The organism is Mycobacterium sp. P2_H7 (assembly GCF_056403275.1).
Map to the genome: position 1 here is coordinate 247,618 of NZ_JBFUFU010000009.1, position 16,395 is coordinate 264,012.

The 16,395-nt window shown below is 64.4% G+C and carries 13 protein-coding genes, 1 tRNA gene and 1 pseudogene; 9 read left to right on the top strand and 6 right to left on the bottom strand.

The genetic code is table 11. The features are described from left to right. Positions 1-26: 26 nt before the first annotated feature. The gene (locus AC1DY7_RS13390; RefSeq protein WP_477494170.1) at positions 27-1,673 is read right to left on the bottom strand and encodes a sensor domain-containing protein; all 1,647 of its coding nucleotides are present in this window, start codon (positions 1,671-1,673) and stop codon (positions 27-29) included. A 149-nt stretch (positions 1,674-1,822) separates the two neighbouring features. Between AC1DY7_RS13390 and AC1DY7_RS13395 the strand changes: the two genes are divergently transcribed. The 5 genes and pseudogenes from AC1DY7_RS13395 to AC1DY7_RS13415 all read left to right on the top strand — a co-directional run. Further along, positions 1,823-2,968: a beta-ketoacyl synthase N-terminal-like domain-containing protein gene (locus AC1DY7_RS13395; RefSeq protein ID WP_477494171.1), complete on the top strand. Its 1,146-nt coding sequence runs from the start codon at positions 1,823-1,825 to the stop codon at positions 2,966-2,968. 112 nt (positions 2,969-3,080) lie between these two features. Continuing rightward, the gene (locus tag AC1DY7_RS13400; protein ID WP_477494512.1) at positions 3,081-3,842 is read left to right on the top strand and encodes a carboxymuconolactone decarboxylase family protein; all 762 of its coding nucleotides are present in this window, start codon (positions 3,081-3,083) and stop codon (positions 3,840-3,842) included. Between the two features lie 105 nt (positions 3,843-3,947). Further along, positions 3,948-4,232: a hypothetical protein gene (locus tag AC1DY7_RS13405; RefSeq protein WP_477494172.1), complete on the top strand. Its 285-nt coding sequence runs from the start codon at positions 3,948-3,950 to the stop codon at positions 4,230-4,232. A 48-nt stretch (positions 4,233-4,280) separates the two neighbouring features. After that, positions 4,281-4,354: transfer RNA gene (locus tag AC1DY7_RS13410), tRNA-Ile, on the top strand. Between the two features lie 123 nt (positions 4,355-4,477). Beyond that, a pseudogene (locus AC1DY7_RS13415) lies at positions 4,478-4,780 on the top strand (IS481 family transposase); the annotation flags it as partial. A gap of 24 nt (positions 4,781-4,804) precedes the next feature. Here the strand turns inward: AC1DY7_RS13415 and AC1DY7_RS13420 are convergent. Continuing rightward, entirely contained in the window at positions 4,805-6,037 is a 1,233-nt protein-coding gene (locus AC1DY7_RS13420; RefSeq protein WP_477494173.1) for an IS30 family transposase, read from the bottom strand. A gap of 327 nt (positions 6,038-6,364) precedes the next feature. Between AC1DY7_RS13420 and AC1DY7_RS13425 the strand changes: the two genes are divergently transcribed. Then, positions 6,365-7,978, top strand: a complete 1,614-nt coding sequence (locus AC1DY7_RS13425) for a GMC family oxidoreductase (protein ID WP_477494513.1) — start codon at positions 6,365-6,367, stop codon at positions 7,976-7,978. A gap of 8 nt (positions 7,979-7,986) precedes the next feature. Here the strand turns inward: AC1DY7_RS13425 and AC1DY7_RS13430 are convergent, their stop codons facing one another. The 3 genes from AC1DY7_RS13430 to AC1DY7_RS13440 are packed head-to-tail and all read right to left on the bottom strand — an operon-like array spanning position 7,987 to position 11,675. Then, positions 7,987-8,817, bottom strand: a complete 831-nt coding sequence (locus tag AC1DY7_RS13430) for an AAA family ATPase (RefSeq protein WP_477494174.1) — start codon at positions 8,815-8,817, stop codon at positions 7,987-7,989. A gap of 24 nt (positions 8,818-8,841) precedes the next feature. Further along, positions 8,842-10,497 carry a nitric oxide reductase activation protein NorD gene (locus tag AC1DY7_RS13435; protein WP_477494175.1) on the bottom strand — a complete coding sequence of 552 codons (1,656 nt, stop codon included), beginning with the start codon at positions 10,495-10,497 and terminating at the stop codon, positions 8,842-8,844. Between the two features lie 47 nt (positions 10,498-10,544). Beyond that, entirely contained in the window at positions 10,545-11,675 is a 1,131-nt protein-coding gene (locus AC1DY7_RS13440; protein WP_477494176.1) for a spirocyclase AveC family protein, read from the bottom strand. 141 nt (positions 11,676-11,816) lie between these two features. Here AC1DY7_RS13440 and AC1DY7_RS13445 point away from each other — a divergent pair, with 141 nt between their 5' ends. Continuing rightward, on the top strand, positions 11,817-12,299 hold the full coding sequence (locus AC1DY7_RS13445) for a MarR family winged helix-turn-helix transcriptional regulator (protein WP_477494177.1): 483 nt from the start codon (positions 11,817-11,819) through the stop codon (positions 12,297-12,299). Positions 12,300-12,519: 220 nt separating this feature from the next. Here the strand turns inward: AC1DY7_RS13445 and AC1DY7_RS13450 are convergent, their stop codons facing one another. After that, positions 12,520-13,512 carry a hypothetical protein gene (locus tag AC1DY7_RS13450; RefSeq protein WP_477494178.1) on the bottom strand — a complete coding sequence of 331 codons (993 nt, stop codon included), beginning with the start codon at positions 13,510-13,512 and terminating at the stop codon, positions 12,520-12,522. A 530-nt stretch (positions 13,513-14,042) separates the two neighbouring features. On the opposite strand from AC1DY7_RS13450, the gene AC1DY7_RS13455 reads away from it, so the two are divergent. Together AC1DY7_RS13455 and AC1DY7_RS13460 are read left to right on the top strand one after the other, a co-directional pair. After that, positions 14,043-14,786 (top strand): FadR/GntR family transcriptional regulator, encoded by a 744-nt coding sequence (locus tag AC1DY7_RS13455; RefSeq protein WP_477494179.1) that lies wholly within the window; start codon positions 14,043-14,045, stop codon positions 14,784-14,786. A 159-nt stretch (positions 14,787-14,945) separates the two neighbouring features. Then, positions 14,946-16,118 (top strand): ABC transporter substrate-binding protein, encoded by a 1,173-nt coding sequence (locus tag AC1DY7_RS13460; protein ID WP_477494180.1) that lies wholly within the window; start codon positions 14,946-14,948, stop codon positions 16,116-16,118. Positions 16,119-16,395 lie beyond the last annotated feature (277 nt).

Sequence of the window (16,395 nt, forward strand, 5' to 3'; positions counted from 1 at the left end):
TTGGCAGAGAAGAGGTTACGCCACATCTAGGCGTAGAAGCCCCGGCTCTGGGACTTTGCTTTGTACATCGCCGCGTCGGCGTCGCGGATGATATCGGCCGGTGACCGCGGATCATTGTCGGTGACGATGGTGACGCCGATGCTGGCAGTGATCGGCCGGTGCGTGCCGGCGATGGCCACCGGTTCGGCGAGGTGCTCGTGCATACGCGCCATGATGTGTTGCAGGGTCGCGTATTCCGTTGCCCCACAGACCAGCACGATGAACTCGTCGCCGCTGTAACGTGCGATGAATTCGTCGGGTCCCAGTGCGCTGCGCAGTCGCTGGGCGGCGGTCTTGATGATCGCGTCACCGGCATGATGGCCGAGTTCGTCGTTGACCAGTTTCAGATTGTCCAGGTCGATGAACAGCACCGCCGTCAGCGGTTGTTGGCTCGAGTCCATCGCCGCTGCGACGCGCGGTTCGATCTGGGCTCGGTTCGGCAGCCCGGTGAGCGGGTCGTGGTTGGCCTGGTAGGTGAGGTCGGCGTACGCGTCGCGTTCGGCGGTGATGTCGGTGAAAGTGACCAGGACAGCGGAGTGTTGCGGATCGGCCGGGTCGAGCAGGCACGAACTGACCGACAACCACACGCGGGCACCGTCGACGAGGTCGAGCCCGACGACCTGGTTCTCCAACGGGGCGTGGGTCAGCAACGTCTTCGCGGCGGGCTGCTGGTCGGCGCTGAGCGCGTCCCCGTTGCCGTCGAAGAACGGGAACGCCGTCGCCCAGGTTTGGTAGTCCTGTTCGAGGTCGTTGAGGTCGACCCGCAGGATGCGAAGTGCAGCCGGGTTGACGAATTTGAGCGCGCCGTGATGGTCGAGGATGACCACTCCGTCGGGCAGCGACGTCACGATCGACTCGAAGTGTTTCTCCGCGCGGCGGCGCGCGGTGTGGTCGGTGCACAGCAACACGTAGCCGTTCTCCATCGTGGCCACCGACATCCGCACGTAGACCCGGGAGCCGTCGACCGCCCGGTGTGTGGCGTGGGTGGTGCCGCCCTGCGCCACGACTGCGGCCAGATCGATCTCGGCGTCGACGGCTTCGGTCAGGGGCAGTCCGACGGCGCGCGCCGACGACCGGCGATAGATCGCTTCGGCCGCCGGGTTCCAGCTGGTCACGATGCCGTCGGTGGTGGTCGCGATGATCGCGTCGGAGACGTGACTCACCAGGGCCGCTTGGTAGCGAACCGCCGCTTCCGCGTCCTTCTGTGCCGTCAGGTCCCGGAAGATCACCTGGTTGGCGGGTTTGCCGTTCCACGTCGTCAACACCGCCACGGCCTCGACGTCGATGGGTCTGCCATCCAGGCGCAGCATCACCGCTTCGGAGGGCTCCGTGCTGTCGCCCTCGTCGCGCAGGGTGGCCACGCGCTCCAGCATCGGGAGTATCGAGTCGGGATGGAGGAAGTCGGTGATCATCCGGCCGACCAATTGCTCGGCGTTCTCGGCGCCGATGCCACGAACCCCGGCGGGGTTGACGTAGACGACCAGTCCGTCGGCGTGCACGCACATGGGGTCGGGACTGTGGTCGACCATCCGTCTAAAGCGCAGCTCCGCGGGATCCGCCGGGCGCGAGGAGTCGTCCCAGTCAGGCGACCCCTCGGTGCTGTCCAAACCGTTCCCCAACCCCCAAATTGCCACGTGACCCGCCTCCGCGCGGGGTGGCCCGGCGGCTCCAGTATGCCCGCGCAACTGGCCAAATGCTGAGCCGAGGGCGTTAATCGAGGAACGATGCCTCCCCCGGGCATCACCACATCGAAGGGAATTACACAATGCTGCAGAAACAGCAAATGGCGATCACCGGCATCGGAGCGGTCACCGGGTATGGCTGGGGCAAGGATGCGCTGTGGAACGGACTCGCCAGCGGCAAACCTGCCGCCATCTTGCACAGCGGCTTCGGCGCCGATGGCGAACAGCACGCCTGGCTGGCCCGCGTTGCCGATCACGGCGATCCCCGGGACGGGCTGAGCAGGTTCGCCCGCGCGATGCGTGCAGCCGCCCGTGAGGCGATCACCGACGCCACCGCACGCGGGTGGACACCGGGACCGCGCGTCGGGCTGCTGCATGCCGTGGTGATCTCAGAGGTGGAGGGTTGGCGCCAGTTCTACCTCGAAGACCGCGCCAACCGGCGAGTCCGTGACTACCTGACCCTGATGCCGTCGACTCCCGTCTCGATGCTGATGAAGGAGTACGGTTTTCACGGGCCGGCCATGAACGTCTCGGCGATGTGCGCCTCCGGGAGCGCGGCGTTGATCACCGCAAAGATGTGGCTGGACACCGGATTCGTCGACGACGTCGTCTTCGTGTCCACCGACCTGTCGTTGACGCCGGAGAATGTCGAGCACTTCGTCCGGCTGGGGGTCGGGGTGGTGGACACCGATCCGCTCGATGCGTGCCGCCCGTTCCAGGAAGGCAGCAGGGGGTTTCCGGCCGGCGAGGCCGCCATCGCCTTCGTGCTCTCGGCACGCGGCGACGACGCGTACGTGCGGATGCTGGGGGGAGCGATGAGCCACGATGCCTACCACCTGACATCGGTCGATCCGGCGCATCCTCAGGTCGACCAGTGCGTGCGCGACGCGTTGGCGGCCTCGGAGGTCGACGCCGCGGACATCGCGTACATCAACGCGCACGGGCCGGGTACCCAACAATGCGATGCGGTGGAAGCGGCGATCCTGGACGACCTTTTTGCCGCCGCGCCCCAGATCTATTCGATCAAGCCACTCGCCGGTCACTGCCAGGGAGCAGCCGCCGCGGTCGAAATTGCCGCGGCTGCAATGAGTTACGAGCATGGGATGATCCCGGCGCCGCCGATTGTCGCGACGGGACACCCACGGCTGCTGGACGGCCTCACCGCGATGCGTGACGGGCTGACGGTGAAGACCTCGCTGGGTATGGGCGGCCACAACGCGACGGTGGTCCTCGCGCCCGCGGCGTGACGGACCGGTCGCCGCGGATTCGGCGGTTCCCCATGCCCTCGGTGGGGCAGGCGCGATACTCGGGGGTGTGCAGGATCTACTGACACCCCTGATCGCGCTGTCTCCGCAGCCGATGTTGCGCGTCAACGCCGTGCTGCGCGATACCTGCGCGAAGCCGATGGGACTGACCCCGCTGCCGTACGAGGTGGCGGGGGAGTCGGAGTCCGATGACGAAACGCTGCTCGTCGAGTTCGCCGAGCAGTTCAGCGCCGACGTCGCCGCCATCACCGCAGACCAACGGTCCGCGTTGATGGCGGCGTTCGGGGCCGAGGTGCTGGGCGTCGTCGCGCTGATGTTCATCGCGGACTTCGGGCCCCGGGTGGCGGCCGCGTTGGCCGCGTTGGGCGTTCCGGGGGCCGACCCCGGCGGCTGGGATCACCAGACCCACCCTGCGGACGCGTTGCTCAACCGTTTCACCTCCACGGTCGGCGCGCTGCGTGGGCTGGACCCGTTGACCACCGAGATCATCCGGCTGCGCGGGGCGACGCAGCACAACTGCCGGTTGTGCAGGTCGCTGCGCGAGACCGCCGCCCTGGAGGCGGGCGGGTCCGAACCGCTGTACGCCGAGATCGCCGATTACGAACGGTCCGCGGAGTTGTCCGACGCGCACAAGGCGGCGGTGCGGCACGTCGATGCCCTCATCTGGACGCCGTCAACACTCGATGACGCGGTGCTGGCCCACTACTCGCTGGAGCAGGCCATCGAGATCACGCTCGATGCCATGCGCAACGCCACCAACAAGATCGCGGTGGCACTCGGCGGGGATGCGCCGCGGGTGAGCGACGGGGTCGAGCGGTACCGGCTCGGAGTCGACGGGATGCCGGTCTTCGGCTGACAATCTCCACCTGATCTCCACACTTCCTCCAAGTTCGGGCGGCCTTTGCCCGGCAGGCTGTGCACAACAGATCCACCGGGATCGACCAGCCAAAGGGAGAACATCATGAAGAAGATCGCCATCACCGCCGCCCTGTTCGGGGCCATCGCCGCCGGCAGCATCGGGCTGGCCGCGTCGGCCAACGCCGTCCCGATCGGTGGCTCGGCCGCCGATGACGCGGTGCGCACGCTGGAAGGCCAGGGCTTCACCGTGCGGATCAATCAGAGCGTCGACGTGCCGCTCTCGGAGTGCACCGTGACCAACGTCAGCGGCCTGCGCGGGGACGGAGCGCAGGACCCGGGCACGCTCAACGTGGCGTTCCTCGACGTCAACTGCACACCCCGCTCCTGACGCCGCGAAGCGGCGCATGGGAAGATGCCTGTCGCGCGATGCGCGGCAGGGGCGGTAGCTCAGTTGGTTAGAGCCGGGGACTCATAATCCCTTGGTCGCGGGTTCGAGCCCCGCCCGCCCCACTCAGAGCTGTATCACCTCGGTTGATGCGTGACATTTCTACGTCGGTTGATGCCTGACAGTGCCTGCCTGGCGGGTCGGCTGATGCTTTACACCTGCTTCGGTTGATCCTTGACATTCCCCAGATGAGGGCGTTCAGCGTGGCCGAGCAGAGGCATCAGGCCGTGTTGGCGGTGATCAGCGATGGGTTGTCGATCGCGCAGGTCGCATCTGTTGGAGCCGCGTTGCTCTCGCCCGTACTGGGGGCCGCGCCGGGTAGTGTTTGAACTCGATAAACGGGGTGTGCGGCCAGTGCCGTCGGAGTTGGCGGTGTATCGGGTGTTGGTGCGGGCGCAGATGATTGATCCGCATCGTGGGATCGCCGCTCGCGCAAGTGGAAGCGCTGGGAACGCGGGGCACCGATGGAGCTGTGGCAGATGGGTGTCGTGAGTTGACGACGGGGTGGGTTCTAGTCAACGTCGCAACACCAACCGACTTTCGGAGGTTAGCAGCGTCGCGAATAGGTCAGCCGGACAACGGTCTTGCAGCACTATTCGAGGCCGGTTGTTGAGCTCCTCCTCGACTGCCTTGAGGTGCTGCGGCGAATGGGTGGCCAGGGTGACTCCCTTCGGGAAATAGTCCCGAAGCAGCCCGTTGGTGTTCTCATTGGTGCCGCGTTGCCACGGTGATCGGGAGTCGCAGAAGTAGATGGGCGCGCGGAGCTTGTCGGCGGTGGCGAGGTGACGCGCCATCTCGGTGCCCTGGTCCCAGGTGATCGACCGCATCAGCGCCGGCGGCAGATCTTGCATGCGAGCCACCAGGGCGGCATGCAGCGAGTCGGAGTCAGCGCGGGGCAGATGGACCAGTCGCAGCATTCGGGTCTGACGCTCAACCAACGCGCCGATCGCCGAGTGGTGGTTGTCACCGATGAGGTCACCCTCCCAGTGCCCTGGCTCTGATCGATCGACTGGCAGGAACGGGCGGTCGTGGATGGAGAGCATCGGCTGTTGAAAGCGGCCTCGTCGGCGCTGCTGTCGCTGGTGCGCGCGACGGTGATCTCGACCAGTGCGCAGCGGTGAGCGGCGGTGCGGCGCCAACCGTGATGGTCGTAGGAATCGCGAATTCGCTTGGTAGACAGCGGCATAGATGCTCTCATGGCATAACCACATCGACCGGTCCTCGGGGAAGCGCAGACGCAGGTGCCGACTAATCTGCTGTGGGCTCCACCGCCGACCGAGCAGCTCGGCGACCACGCGGCCCAGCTGAACGTTGACATCGACACGGCGTCGATGGTGACGGCCTCGACGCGCAGCCGCGTGCCGATGAGCATCGAAGGGCCTGTACCCGCGACCGGCCGGCGCGTTGCGCCGCAGTTCCCGGGAGATGGTCGACGGCGCTCGGCCGAGTCGGCCGGCGATCGCACGCATGCTCAGCCCGCAACGATGGAGATCGGCGATCTCGATGCGCTCGTCCTGGGACAAGAATCGCGGGCTGATCTCGCGTACCTCGAGCCGATCCAACGGCGGGACGAACTTGACTTCGACACCGTTGCGGAAGACCTTGTAGCCGCGGGTCCAGTTCGTCGCCGCAGACCGGGACACACCGACTTCACGGGCCGCAGCCCGCACGCTCCACCCCCTGGCGCGCAACTCCATGAACCGCTGACGCTTGGCCGACAGCGGACGACGCCCCGGCCCCTTCTTCACCCGACGCGACGATGCCAACACAACCTCCAGAATCTAGAGAAGTGTTGCGACCGCCCCTAGAAACCACCCCGTCGCGACTGGACGGATTTTCAACCGTCGGCAACAGTCGTGAGTGGATTCCCACTGGCTGACGGCGATTCGGTCATCGGTCAGTCGTTCGGATCGTTCTGTCTGGCAAAAGCTGTAGATGTATGTCGCCTCATGCTGCGAACGTGACGGTCTGGTCTGTGTTAGCGTCTCGATAATAGTTCAGAATATGAAATTGATTGCGCGGTCGTACCGGAGGGGATGGACATGAGGCACGCACAGGTGGCGAGGAAGTCGGTGATGCCGGCTCCATCGGATTACGTGGTAGTGGGCTCGGGCAGTGCGGGCGCGATTGTGGCTCGGCGTTTGGCCGATACCGGTGCGTCAGTGACGTTGATTGAGTCCGGGCGGCAGTGGGGTGGGCCGCTGGTCACGGTTCCGGGGATGTGCGGAGCTATACATGCCGCCTCGGTTCTGCAGCGATTGGTCACATGGCCTGCCTACAGTGTTCCGCAGCCTAATATGAAGGGCCGCAGGCTTCCTCAGTCGCATGGCCGGGTCCTCGGCGGTGGCAGCGTGATCAATGGGATGGCGTTCGTGCGGGGCAATCGGCAGAATTTTGACGACTGGGCTGCGGATGGGGCCAAGGGCTGGGGGTTCTCGGAGGTGCTGCCCTCATTTCGTCGGCTGGAGAGCTTCGAGGACGGATTCAGCGATCTGCGCGGCGGCGACGGGCCGATCGCCGTGCAACGGGCGACGGGCCTGGCGCCGGTCACCAAGCGCTACATGGGAGCGCTGGCAGCCACTACCGGGGTAGGGATGAATGCAGACTACAACGGCGCAATGCAGGTCGGGGTGGCTCCGCTGCAGCAGAGTGTTGCGGCGGGCCGCAGGGTAGGTACCGATCGTGGTTACCTGTGGGATGCGCCGCCGAGCTTGCGCATCATCACCGGTGTCACCGCGACGCGGGTGATCATGGAGGGCAGCCGTGCTGTGGGCGTCGAGTTGGCCGCAGGCCGCAATCGTCGCAGGATCGGTGCTGCGCTGGCCGGCCGTGAGGTGATCGTCAGCGCCGGTGCGCTCGGGTCACCGCGTCTGCTGATGCTTTCCGGTATCGGGCACGCGAAACACTTACGGGAGCAAGGGATTCCCGTCCTCGCTGATCTTCCCGTCGGTGACAATCTGCACGATCATCTATTCGTGCCGATGTCTTACCAAGCAACGGGTGGGCGCAGCGCTTCGCCGGTGAGCTTCGCCGGAGCTGCGGTGCGTGAATGCGTACGTCCGCGGTCGACACATCTGGATCACACGTTGTTTGAGGCCGTCGGTTTCGTCGGCAGTGGAGTGCGCTCCGGCACTGCAGTGCCCGACCTGCAGATGTTCATTCTTCCGATGAGCTATCCAGAGAACCAGGACGAGCCGGGGCTACACCTGGCTGCTGAATCCGCGTCGTCTTTGACGTTGATGCCCACCATGATTTATCCCGAAAGTCGAGGAACGGTGCGTTTGGCGTCGACAGATCCGTTCACCGCGCCACTCATCGATCCGAACTATCTAGCCGAGCCGCGTGACGTGGCGACATTGGTGGCTGGGATGGAGTTGGTCCGACAGACCGTGGCCCACCCTGAAGTCGCCACGGCGATCGGTCGAGAGGTGCTGCCAGGCACTGGCAACCGTGGTGATAACCTCGCGGAGTTTGTGCGCCGCAACGCGTCTGGGGTGTACCACCCTGTCGGGACCTGCCGGATGGGTACCGACGACCGCGCAGTGGTCGATCCGTCTCTGCGAGTCCGGGGCATTGACGGTCTGCGCGTAGCTGACGCCTCGATCATGCCCAGTATCGTGGGCGGCAACACCAACGCTGCAGCGATGATGATCGGAGAGCGTGCCGCCGAGTTGATCACCGCCGGCTGAGTGCCCAGTCAGAGCTGCTGGTCAGACAGATAAACCTCGAGTAGCTGTCGCAATCCCACGGCGACGGTGTGATCGTCGGTCAGTGGGGTGACAATGGCGGCATCGGCCGCTTCCCGCAGCGGTAGCCCCGCGTGCGCGAGGCGGGCGGCGGCGACCAGTACACGTGTAGAGGCGACTTCGCGTAGGCCGGGTGTATCGAGGCGGCGAATGGCTTGCGCGAGACGAACAAGGTCCTGGGCGGTCTGTGAGGCGGCGCCGGTTTCGCGTTGCACGATGCCGATCTCGATATCCGGATGAGGATAGTCGAATTCGATAGCTACCATGCGTTGGCGTGTGGAGTCCTTGAGGTCTTTGAGCACGCTCTGATAGCCCGGGTTGTAGGACAGGACGAGGCAAAACTCCGCGGCCGCGGTGAGTGCCTCGCCGAGGCGTTCGATCGGCAGCGTTCGCCGGTGGTCGGCAAGGGGATGCAGTACCACGGTGGTGTCCTGGCGAGCCTCGACGATCTCATCCAGATAGCAGATCGCGCCGAGTCGAACCGCGCGGGTCAGGGGGCCGTCCACCCATTCGGTGTGCCCGTCGCGCAACAGGAATCGACCGACCAGATCGGCTGTGGTGAGGTCATCGTGGCACGCCACGGTGACCAGCGGCCGACCCAGGTCATGGGCCATGGCTTCGACGAATCTCGTCTTCCCGCATCCCGTCGGGCCTTTGAGCAGTACGGATAGCTGTTGGTGATAGGCGGCGTGAAAGACCCGCACTTCGTTGCCGACGGACTGATAGAACGGGCGCACCGTCGGCACCTCAGAAGTGCAAGAGTCAGTATGCGTGGTCGGCATCGGGATAGCGGTCCTCTCGGGTGACTAGTGGTGTCGGCGGACTTCGGCGGCGCGCAGCGCTGCTCGGCAGAGTTGGTTGATAACGAGAGCGAGGTTCTCGGGGCGTGCGATCGTGGCGTGTGCGGCGGTGCCGAAGACCCGTCCCAGGTCGCCAGGAGGACTGGTGGCACCGACAGACAGGCAGAGACAACCCACGCCCCGGTTGCGTGCTTCGGCCAGGGCGCGTCGAGCGTCGTGAGTGCCACGCTCTTGGTCGTAACCGTGATCGAAGGCGAGGCCGTCGGTGATCACGATCAGTAGTCGTCGGGTGGTGCCACCCTCGTTGTCGAGTAGGTGGGTGCCGTGGCGGATAGCCGCGCCCAGCCGGGAGTACCCGCGAGGTTCTAGCTGCTGCAGGCGGGTCCGCAGTGTGCGATCGGTCCTTTCGGCGAAGGTCTTGAGAGCGGTCATCTGTACGTGATGGCGACCATGGGAGGTGAAGGCGTAGACAGCGACACGATCGCCCAGCCGCTGCATGGCGCCGGTCAATCCGGCGACTGCGCTGCGTTGGTGATCGTGGATCCGAACGCCCCCGACGCCGGGTTCGGCGGCCGAGCCGGACGCATCAAGCAGGATCAGTGCCGAGAGGTCGCGCTGATCACGGACGGCGGCGAGATAGCACGCCACCCCGTCGGCGTCTTCTGAGCTGCCGGCGGTGATCTGGTGATCGATCACAGCGTCGATGTCGATATCGTCTCCCTGAGACTGACGGCGCCGGATCTGGGCGCGCGTGCCCAGGCGGGCCAGGGGGCGGCGCAGATCCGGGACGGCAACAGGATTCGAATCCGGTGTCGATCGTCCAGCGTCGGGTTCCGCGACGCGTACCGTGCACCATTCCGCGCGATATGCCCCGATGTGCGCGTGCCACTCGGGATAACGAAATCCTTTGCCTGAAGGGGAATTTGCCAATTCGTTGGCGGTTGATCGGTAAATTCTGGTGTTGGGCCCGCCACGCCCGACCGCGCCTGCGCGCGACGTCGCAGGCCCGCCAATTGGCCCGTCCGCGCTGGGGGCCGCTGTCCCGCCCAGTAAGGCGCGCAGCAGCCGCGCCGCCAAAGCCGTCGGGGTCCCTGACGAGAACAGCGGGGATTCGGCCCCGTCGCGCGCGCGCTGTGTGTCCGCAGGGCTATCGCGCGCGCGGGGCGTCTCTGCTTGCTCGGCGTTGGCGTCGGGACGGTGGGTCAATCCGGACGATGATTCGGCGGTGTGTCGATGGCGTTGGACAGCCAGGATCGTCCGAGGTCGCAGAACCCCCAACGGGAAACCGGATTCGGGCACAGCCAGATGAGTACGCGCCAAACAGAGGGAAGAGGCCGGCGAGTTGCTCAGCATCGCAATGTCGTCACGAACCATGTAGGTCAGTGACTGCGGAAGCAGATCACGCAGGTGCGCGACGGCTCGCGGACCTTCGATGCTCAGGAAGCGGCGCCGCCACCGCGCCCGTCGTATCAGTGGGCGCATGAGTTCCGCTGACAGGCTTCCGGCGCCGATCAGCGCGGCCTGAACCACGACCGCCTCCACAGCATTGCGCCGATCCAGGCTGGGATCGACATTGATGGAATACCCGTCAGACCACGTGTGTCCGCCGCGCCGGCCGGCGATGACTTGGACGGGCCGACCGGCCAGTACGCAGGCCAGCATGCCGTAAACCTGCGGTACTGCGGCCGGGAATGGTGTGCTGGGCGACTCTACGGGGTTGCGCAGCGGTCAGACTCCACGATGACGTTTGTCGGACGTCCGTGAGGTTGCCCGATTTGCCAGGTGCTGGCCGCACCGGCGGTGAAAGGCCCAGGCGCGCCTTGGGATTGGTAGTGGCCGCGCGGGTCCCAGGTCTTGGCCTGGGGATAGGGCCACGGGCATGCGACGGTGGAGGCTGCATCGGTAGTGCGCACCAGCCAGAAGGCTGAGCTGAAACTCATCATCGCGATGTTCAGGATGATCGTCATCACCACGAAAGCGGCCAACTTGGGATGTCGTGCATGTAGGGTCAGGCGTTGAGACAGTTTCTCTGCCTGCGATTTTCCCGTGTCGTCGCGGTAGAGCAGTATCGAGGCCGGGATCATGATGACCGTAATGAGGACGCTGGCCATCAGCAGTGGGAACTGGCTGTTCTTACCGGTATCCAGGGAACCGAAGTCGATGACGTGGCTGTAGGTGAGGAACTGGGTGCGGGTGAGCAGGATCTCTTGGACGGCATCCCACATCACTCCGATGACGAATGTCAGGGCACCGATGCAGACCAGCGGGTGCCGCCACACGAGGGCTTTCGGTCCGCTCCGTCGTTGCATCACTCGCAGGATGGGCATCGCCAGAAAATAGGGTAGAAGAACGTAGGGTGCGTAGATGATCGACGTCAGGGGTTCGATGATCGGAGAAATGTTGAGCCACGGCCAATCCCGTGGAAAGTGCCACATCCTGGGGTTGTAGACCAGTCCGATCATCCAGTTGTTGATTGGGTCCCACCAGAACAGTGTGCTGGAGGCGAGGACCATGAGGATCACGGGATGGCCGGGTTGACGACGCCAGACGACAAGCGACGCCGCAATGATCAGTGCCAGCAGAACAGCGCCCAGAATCTGTCCCCAGAAGACGAAGTCGATACTGGGCCACAGTGGTTGCACGGGGGGGAGCGCGCCGGAGCCGCCGGGAGCGGCGTTCTCCGGTGAAACCGGCCCGTGCTTCTGAGCGGTCACCAGGATGAACACCGCTAGAGCGGCAACGGCGATCCAACACAGGATAGCCACCCACGCTCGTGTCGTGGGTGCGTGTTCGGTGCGGCCAGCGGCGGTAGATTCCTGTTTTTCGAGGGTGGGTTTCATGGTGCTCCGTGCCTGTTGCCCGGCCGCACTGCAGTGCCGGGGGAGGTGACCCTCACTTGTGATCGGAAGGAAAGCTGTCGTTCACACGTGAAAGATCGCGAACCGGTCGACGGCTCTGCTGTTCTAGTAGGGTGTGGCGTCGTGGACACCATCGGTGCAGCCGACGATGCGGATGTCGTGGACTTCCTCGGTGCTGTGATGGATGTGCAGCGCCTGCTGTCCACGCTTACGGTGCCGGTGGCCAGCGAGTATGGGATTTCCGAACGTGCACTGGGGATCATCTTTTTGGTCCATGCCGGACTTGACCGGCCCGGACTGCTACACGAATACCTCAACGTGTTGCCCAGCACCATCACCTCCGATATCGACAAGCTGATCACTGCGGGACTTTTGCGGCGCACTCCGTCCGAAACCGACGGCAGGGTGACCCGCATCGTGGCGACGCGGCGAGGTGCTGCCGTACAACAGAAGTCGTTACGCGCACTGCATGGATTCTTCCGCGCGAAGGTGGCCGGTGTGGCGCTTGAAGAGCTGCAGGCTTGCATCACGACATTGCGTAAACTCAGTGGCGTACCGCAGTCCCCAATCCCGAATCCGCTGCGTAGCCACGCCAAGCCCGAATGAACACCACCGCTCGCCGACCTGCTCCGTGTGGGCGTATTGAACGCCGTGGTGCCGCGATCGTGTTGCCTGTCCGTGAGGATCGATCGCCGCAACCCCGGGCGTAGCCACGACGCGCGGAGCTCTAGGCGCGGCGCCGGGCTGGGTTGGTTCGGCGCCCCCGAGCTGTCTTCTCGATTGACTCGGTCAGGCAGTAACGTGCGGGAGCACATCGGACGGCCGTTCACCGTGCGCGCGCCAGATCGAACTTGGTCATCAACATGTCCAGTGTCTCTGCGGTGAGCATCGAACCGGCGTGCTCCACCCAGCACCAGCTACGGGTCGGCACCCGCCCCGACGGGTGTGCGCTGACCCGGCCGAAGACGTGGATGTAGCTGCCTGCGGTGTCGAAGGTGAATTCGTAAGTGTCCGTGCCGATCATCGCCCGCAGGGCGACAATCTGACCTGTTTCGTTGAACTGCGCTGTAGCTATGACATCGTCGTGGGCGGTCGTGACGCCATTGCTGACGTGGTAGCCGGGACCGAACGCAAGGCCGTCTCGGCCTTGCCAGAAACACCCGCCGCCCCATTGTCCGTCGCCGAATTGGTGCACCCAGGACACCCACATTCCCTGCAACTGTCTGCCGATGGGCAATTGCGGGTACACCATGCCGGGTGGGCCGTAGGCGAAGTCTTGGTGTAGATATCCTGAGACTGCGACGCCGTTGACCGTTCCGCTTGCCGCCATGAGCTCATGGCGGTAGTACGTTTGATGGGCGATATCGTCCTGTGCCGGCACGTGGACGGTGAATACATCGCTGATCTGTTGGCCGTGCAACTCCCAGCGGCCGGCCGCATCAAACCAGTGCAATCCCTCGTTGTCCCGTTCAATGCGGCCACTGTCGTAGCCCAATCTCGCCGCCGAAGAGCTGTCGCTGTAGATCAGGGGCTCGAACCAGTCGATGGTCGAGTACTCCGAAAACAGGTGTGGAGGGTCAGGATTGAGTGACCGGGGTAGCCGCTTGAATCCCGTGATTGGCGCAACCACGTGCGTCATCCCCACCAGGAAGTCATCGGTACCCCGTAGTCCGAAGTACGTCTGGCCGGCGCTGTCCTGCACCACAGCACCAATCCACATCCCGGCAAGCCCGATGTCTGGCATGGGAGTCCAGTCCCGACGGTAGTGGGCAGTGGTTGCCGGGCCAGACGAGACCGTGAAGCGAACGCTATCAGGCACGAAACACACCTACTTGCAACGGTATTGAACTACTCTGACCACTACCGAGACGTGGCCGTTCAGATGATGTTGTTCGCTTCCGTCTTTCGTGTCCTGCATGCTCGACATCGGTGACGCGCCGACGATCCCAAACCCCGCGAGTGGTCGAACCTGACGCCGTGCGGAAACGATCCGCCCCGGAACTCATCGTGGCCCACTTCGTGTGCGACCTCAGCACTTCTGGCCACCTCGGATCATCGAGCAGCTGACCGCTGCGGGATTGGTGTTGCGGACTGCGACTAGTTAAACCTCTAGAGGTATCCCTTGTAAAGGGGCTGGGATCGAACGCGTCCGCCAGGCATTTGCCCGTCGCGTTCAACGGTTGGCCCGGGCATGCCGATGTGCGGCGACCCGACCGCGTCGGCGACAATCACCGGGTTGAATGCAACGATCGTCGCCACCTACGCGGACGATGTCGGATACTTGCCTGGATACGGTGCTCGTGCGGGGCGGTAGGGAGCGAAGTGGCCAAGACCAAATCGGTGCGAGGCGTGGCGCCGACCGGCGCCCCGGGAAAACCCAAGCGGATAGCCGACGAACTGCGTGGTCTGATCATCGCCGGTGATCTTGATGAGGGCGACCTGCTCGGCACCGAGAGTGAACTGTTGGAACGGTTCGAGGTCTCCCGTCCCTCGCTGCGCGAAGCGTTACGCATCCTGGAGGCCGAGGGGCTGGTGTCGGTCGCGCGCGGAACCTTGGGTGGGGTCATCGTGCACCGTCCTGATCAGCGCACCACAGCGCGAGCTGCTGCGCTTGTGCTGCAGTCGCGCAGCGTGTCACTCACCGACGTGTTCGAAGCCAGTGCGGTCATCGAGCCGGCGGCCACGCGGATGGTGGCCATGTCGCGTGGTCACAAACGCGCCGCTGAGCAATTGCACGCGGTCGTTGTGGAGATGAAGCGCCACGTCGGGGATCCGGTCCTGTGTATCACCGCCATGGTGCGCTTCCACAGTGACATCGTGCAGCTGGCCGGCAACCAGACATTGATTCTGATCTGCGAAATGATCAACGAGGTCATTGTCCGTGCGGTGGCCGACGTGTTGACGCGCAGTCAGTCCGAGCCGATCGCGTCCCGGCGGCGGACGATTCGTTCCTTCGAGCGGCTCGTGGAGTTGATCGCTGCAGGCGACGGCGACGGCGCGCAGGCGCATTGCGCCGCCCATATGGCCCGGGTACGCCGATCGATGCTCGGAGACCACGCCGGTGCCATCGTCGATCTCAACCATCATCGTTAAGCTCTGCTGAAAGCTTTAGAGCTTTTGCTGGACGCGGAGTCCGCAGTGGGATAGTTTGATGCGGCGCAGATTGCCGGGTCTTTGCTTAACATGCACGCCAGCGTGATGACAGGTTTCCAGGAGGTGCGGTGGTGGAGACCGTTGACATCATCGTGGTGAATGTCGGTGAAGGCGTGGTCGAGCGACGACGAGTTTCCTGACAGGAGAACACCCGTGAGTGCGCATCTGACACCCGCGCGGATTGGCATCCTCATCGACTATCTCGATGGCGAGGGCGGCTTCGATCAGACTGTGATCCCGACACTGCAGCTCGTGGCAGATGACTACCGGCAGCGTGGAATCCTGGAACGCCCTGTGGAATTCGTGATCCGTGCCGTTCAGGGGCTACCCAACGGATCCTTCCGCCCGGTGTGCGACGCGTTCTGGGAGCTGGTAGACGAAGATGCCCTGGTCATCTTCGGCCCGTGGGTCTCGGAGAACGGTGTCGCGCTGCGCCCCTTTGTTGAGCAGTTGGCGCAGGTACCGATCATCACCATGGCGGCCTCGGAAACCATGCTGGGGGAGTGGGTCTTTGGACTTCCGGCAGGATCGATGGAGGAAGAACCGATCATCATGGCCACCGTCGCGGCACTGGACGGGTGCCGCACGATAGGCCTCGCCTACGAAGACAGTCTGATCGGGCGCGAGTATCTACGCACCACCCGGGCGGCCTGTCGCGCCGCCGGGCTCACGATCACCGCCGAAGTGCCCATCGCGCAGATTGAAGCCGAACAGTTCGCGGCTATGTCGCAACTCGCGGCCGGCAAGCCCGATGCGATCATGCATGTCGGGTTCGGCCTGGGCGTCATCGGGATGAACGAAGCATTAGAGGCCATCGGCTGGATGCCGCTGCGCTACACCACCACCGCCTTCGAGTTCGCGGCCACCAGCACGTGGTGGCGGGAGCAGTTCGCCGGCTGGATCGGGCTCGACCAGTACGACGAACGCAACCGCACCGGCCAAGAATTCCTCGACCGGTTCGAGCGCAGATATGGGCACAGGCCCGAGTATTTCTTCCCCCTCTACGCCTACGACGTGGGACGGCTGATGATGACGGCGCTGGCCACTGCGCGGCCGCTGACCGGGCCCGCGGTCAAGGAGGCACTCGAACGGATCAAAATGCTGCCTGCCGCCAGTGGGGCACCGGGCACCCGACTGCGCTTCGGCAAGTACATCCGGCACGGCTGGATGGGCAGTGAATTCTTGGTGGCACGCAAAGTCGTTCCCGACGCCAGCGAGATCGTCCTGCACGCCACCATCGAAGGCCACGTTCGCCCCTCCGCCGAACGGTGACCGTAGCCGTAGCCGTAGCCGGCGCCTCCGGCGAAACCTTGCCGGTTCGCTTCGCGGCAGGCGTCCGACCTGCCCGCCGAAGTCATAGGTACCAGCCCTAACTCCTTATAGCTATATAGCTATATGTCCAGATTCCTGTATCGAACCGGGTGTCGATCGTGCGTCAACCCGAGATTCTTGGACGATGAAATAATGTAATTGACTTGCGGGAAGGACTTTTAGCCAAGTCATAGCAACCTTCCCCACGCCCCTAAGCGTGGTGTATACATCTATAGGT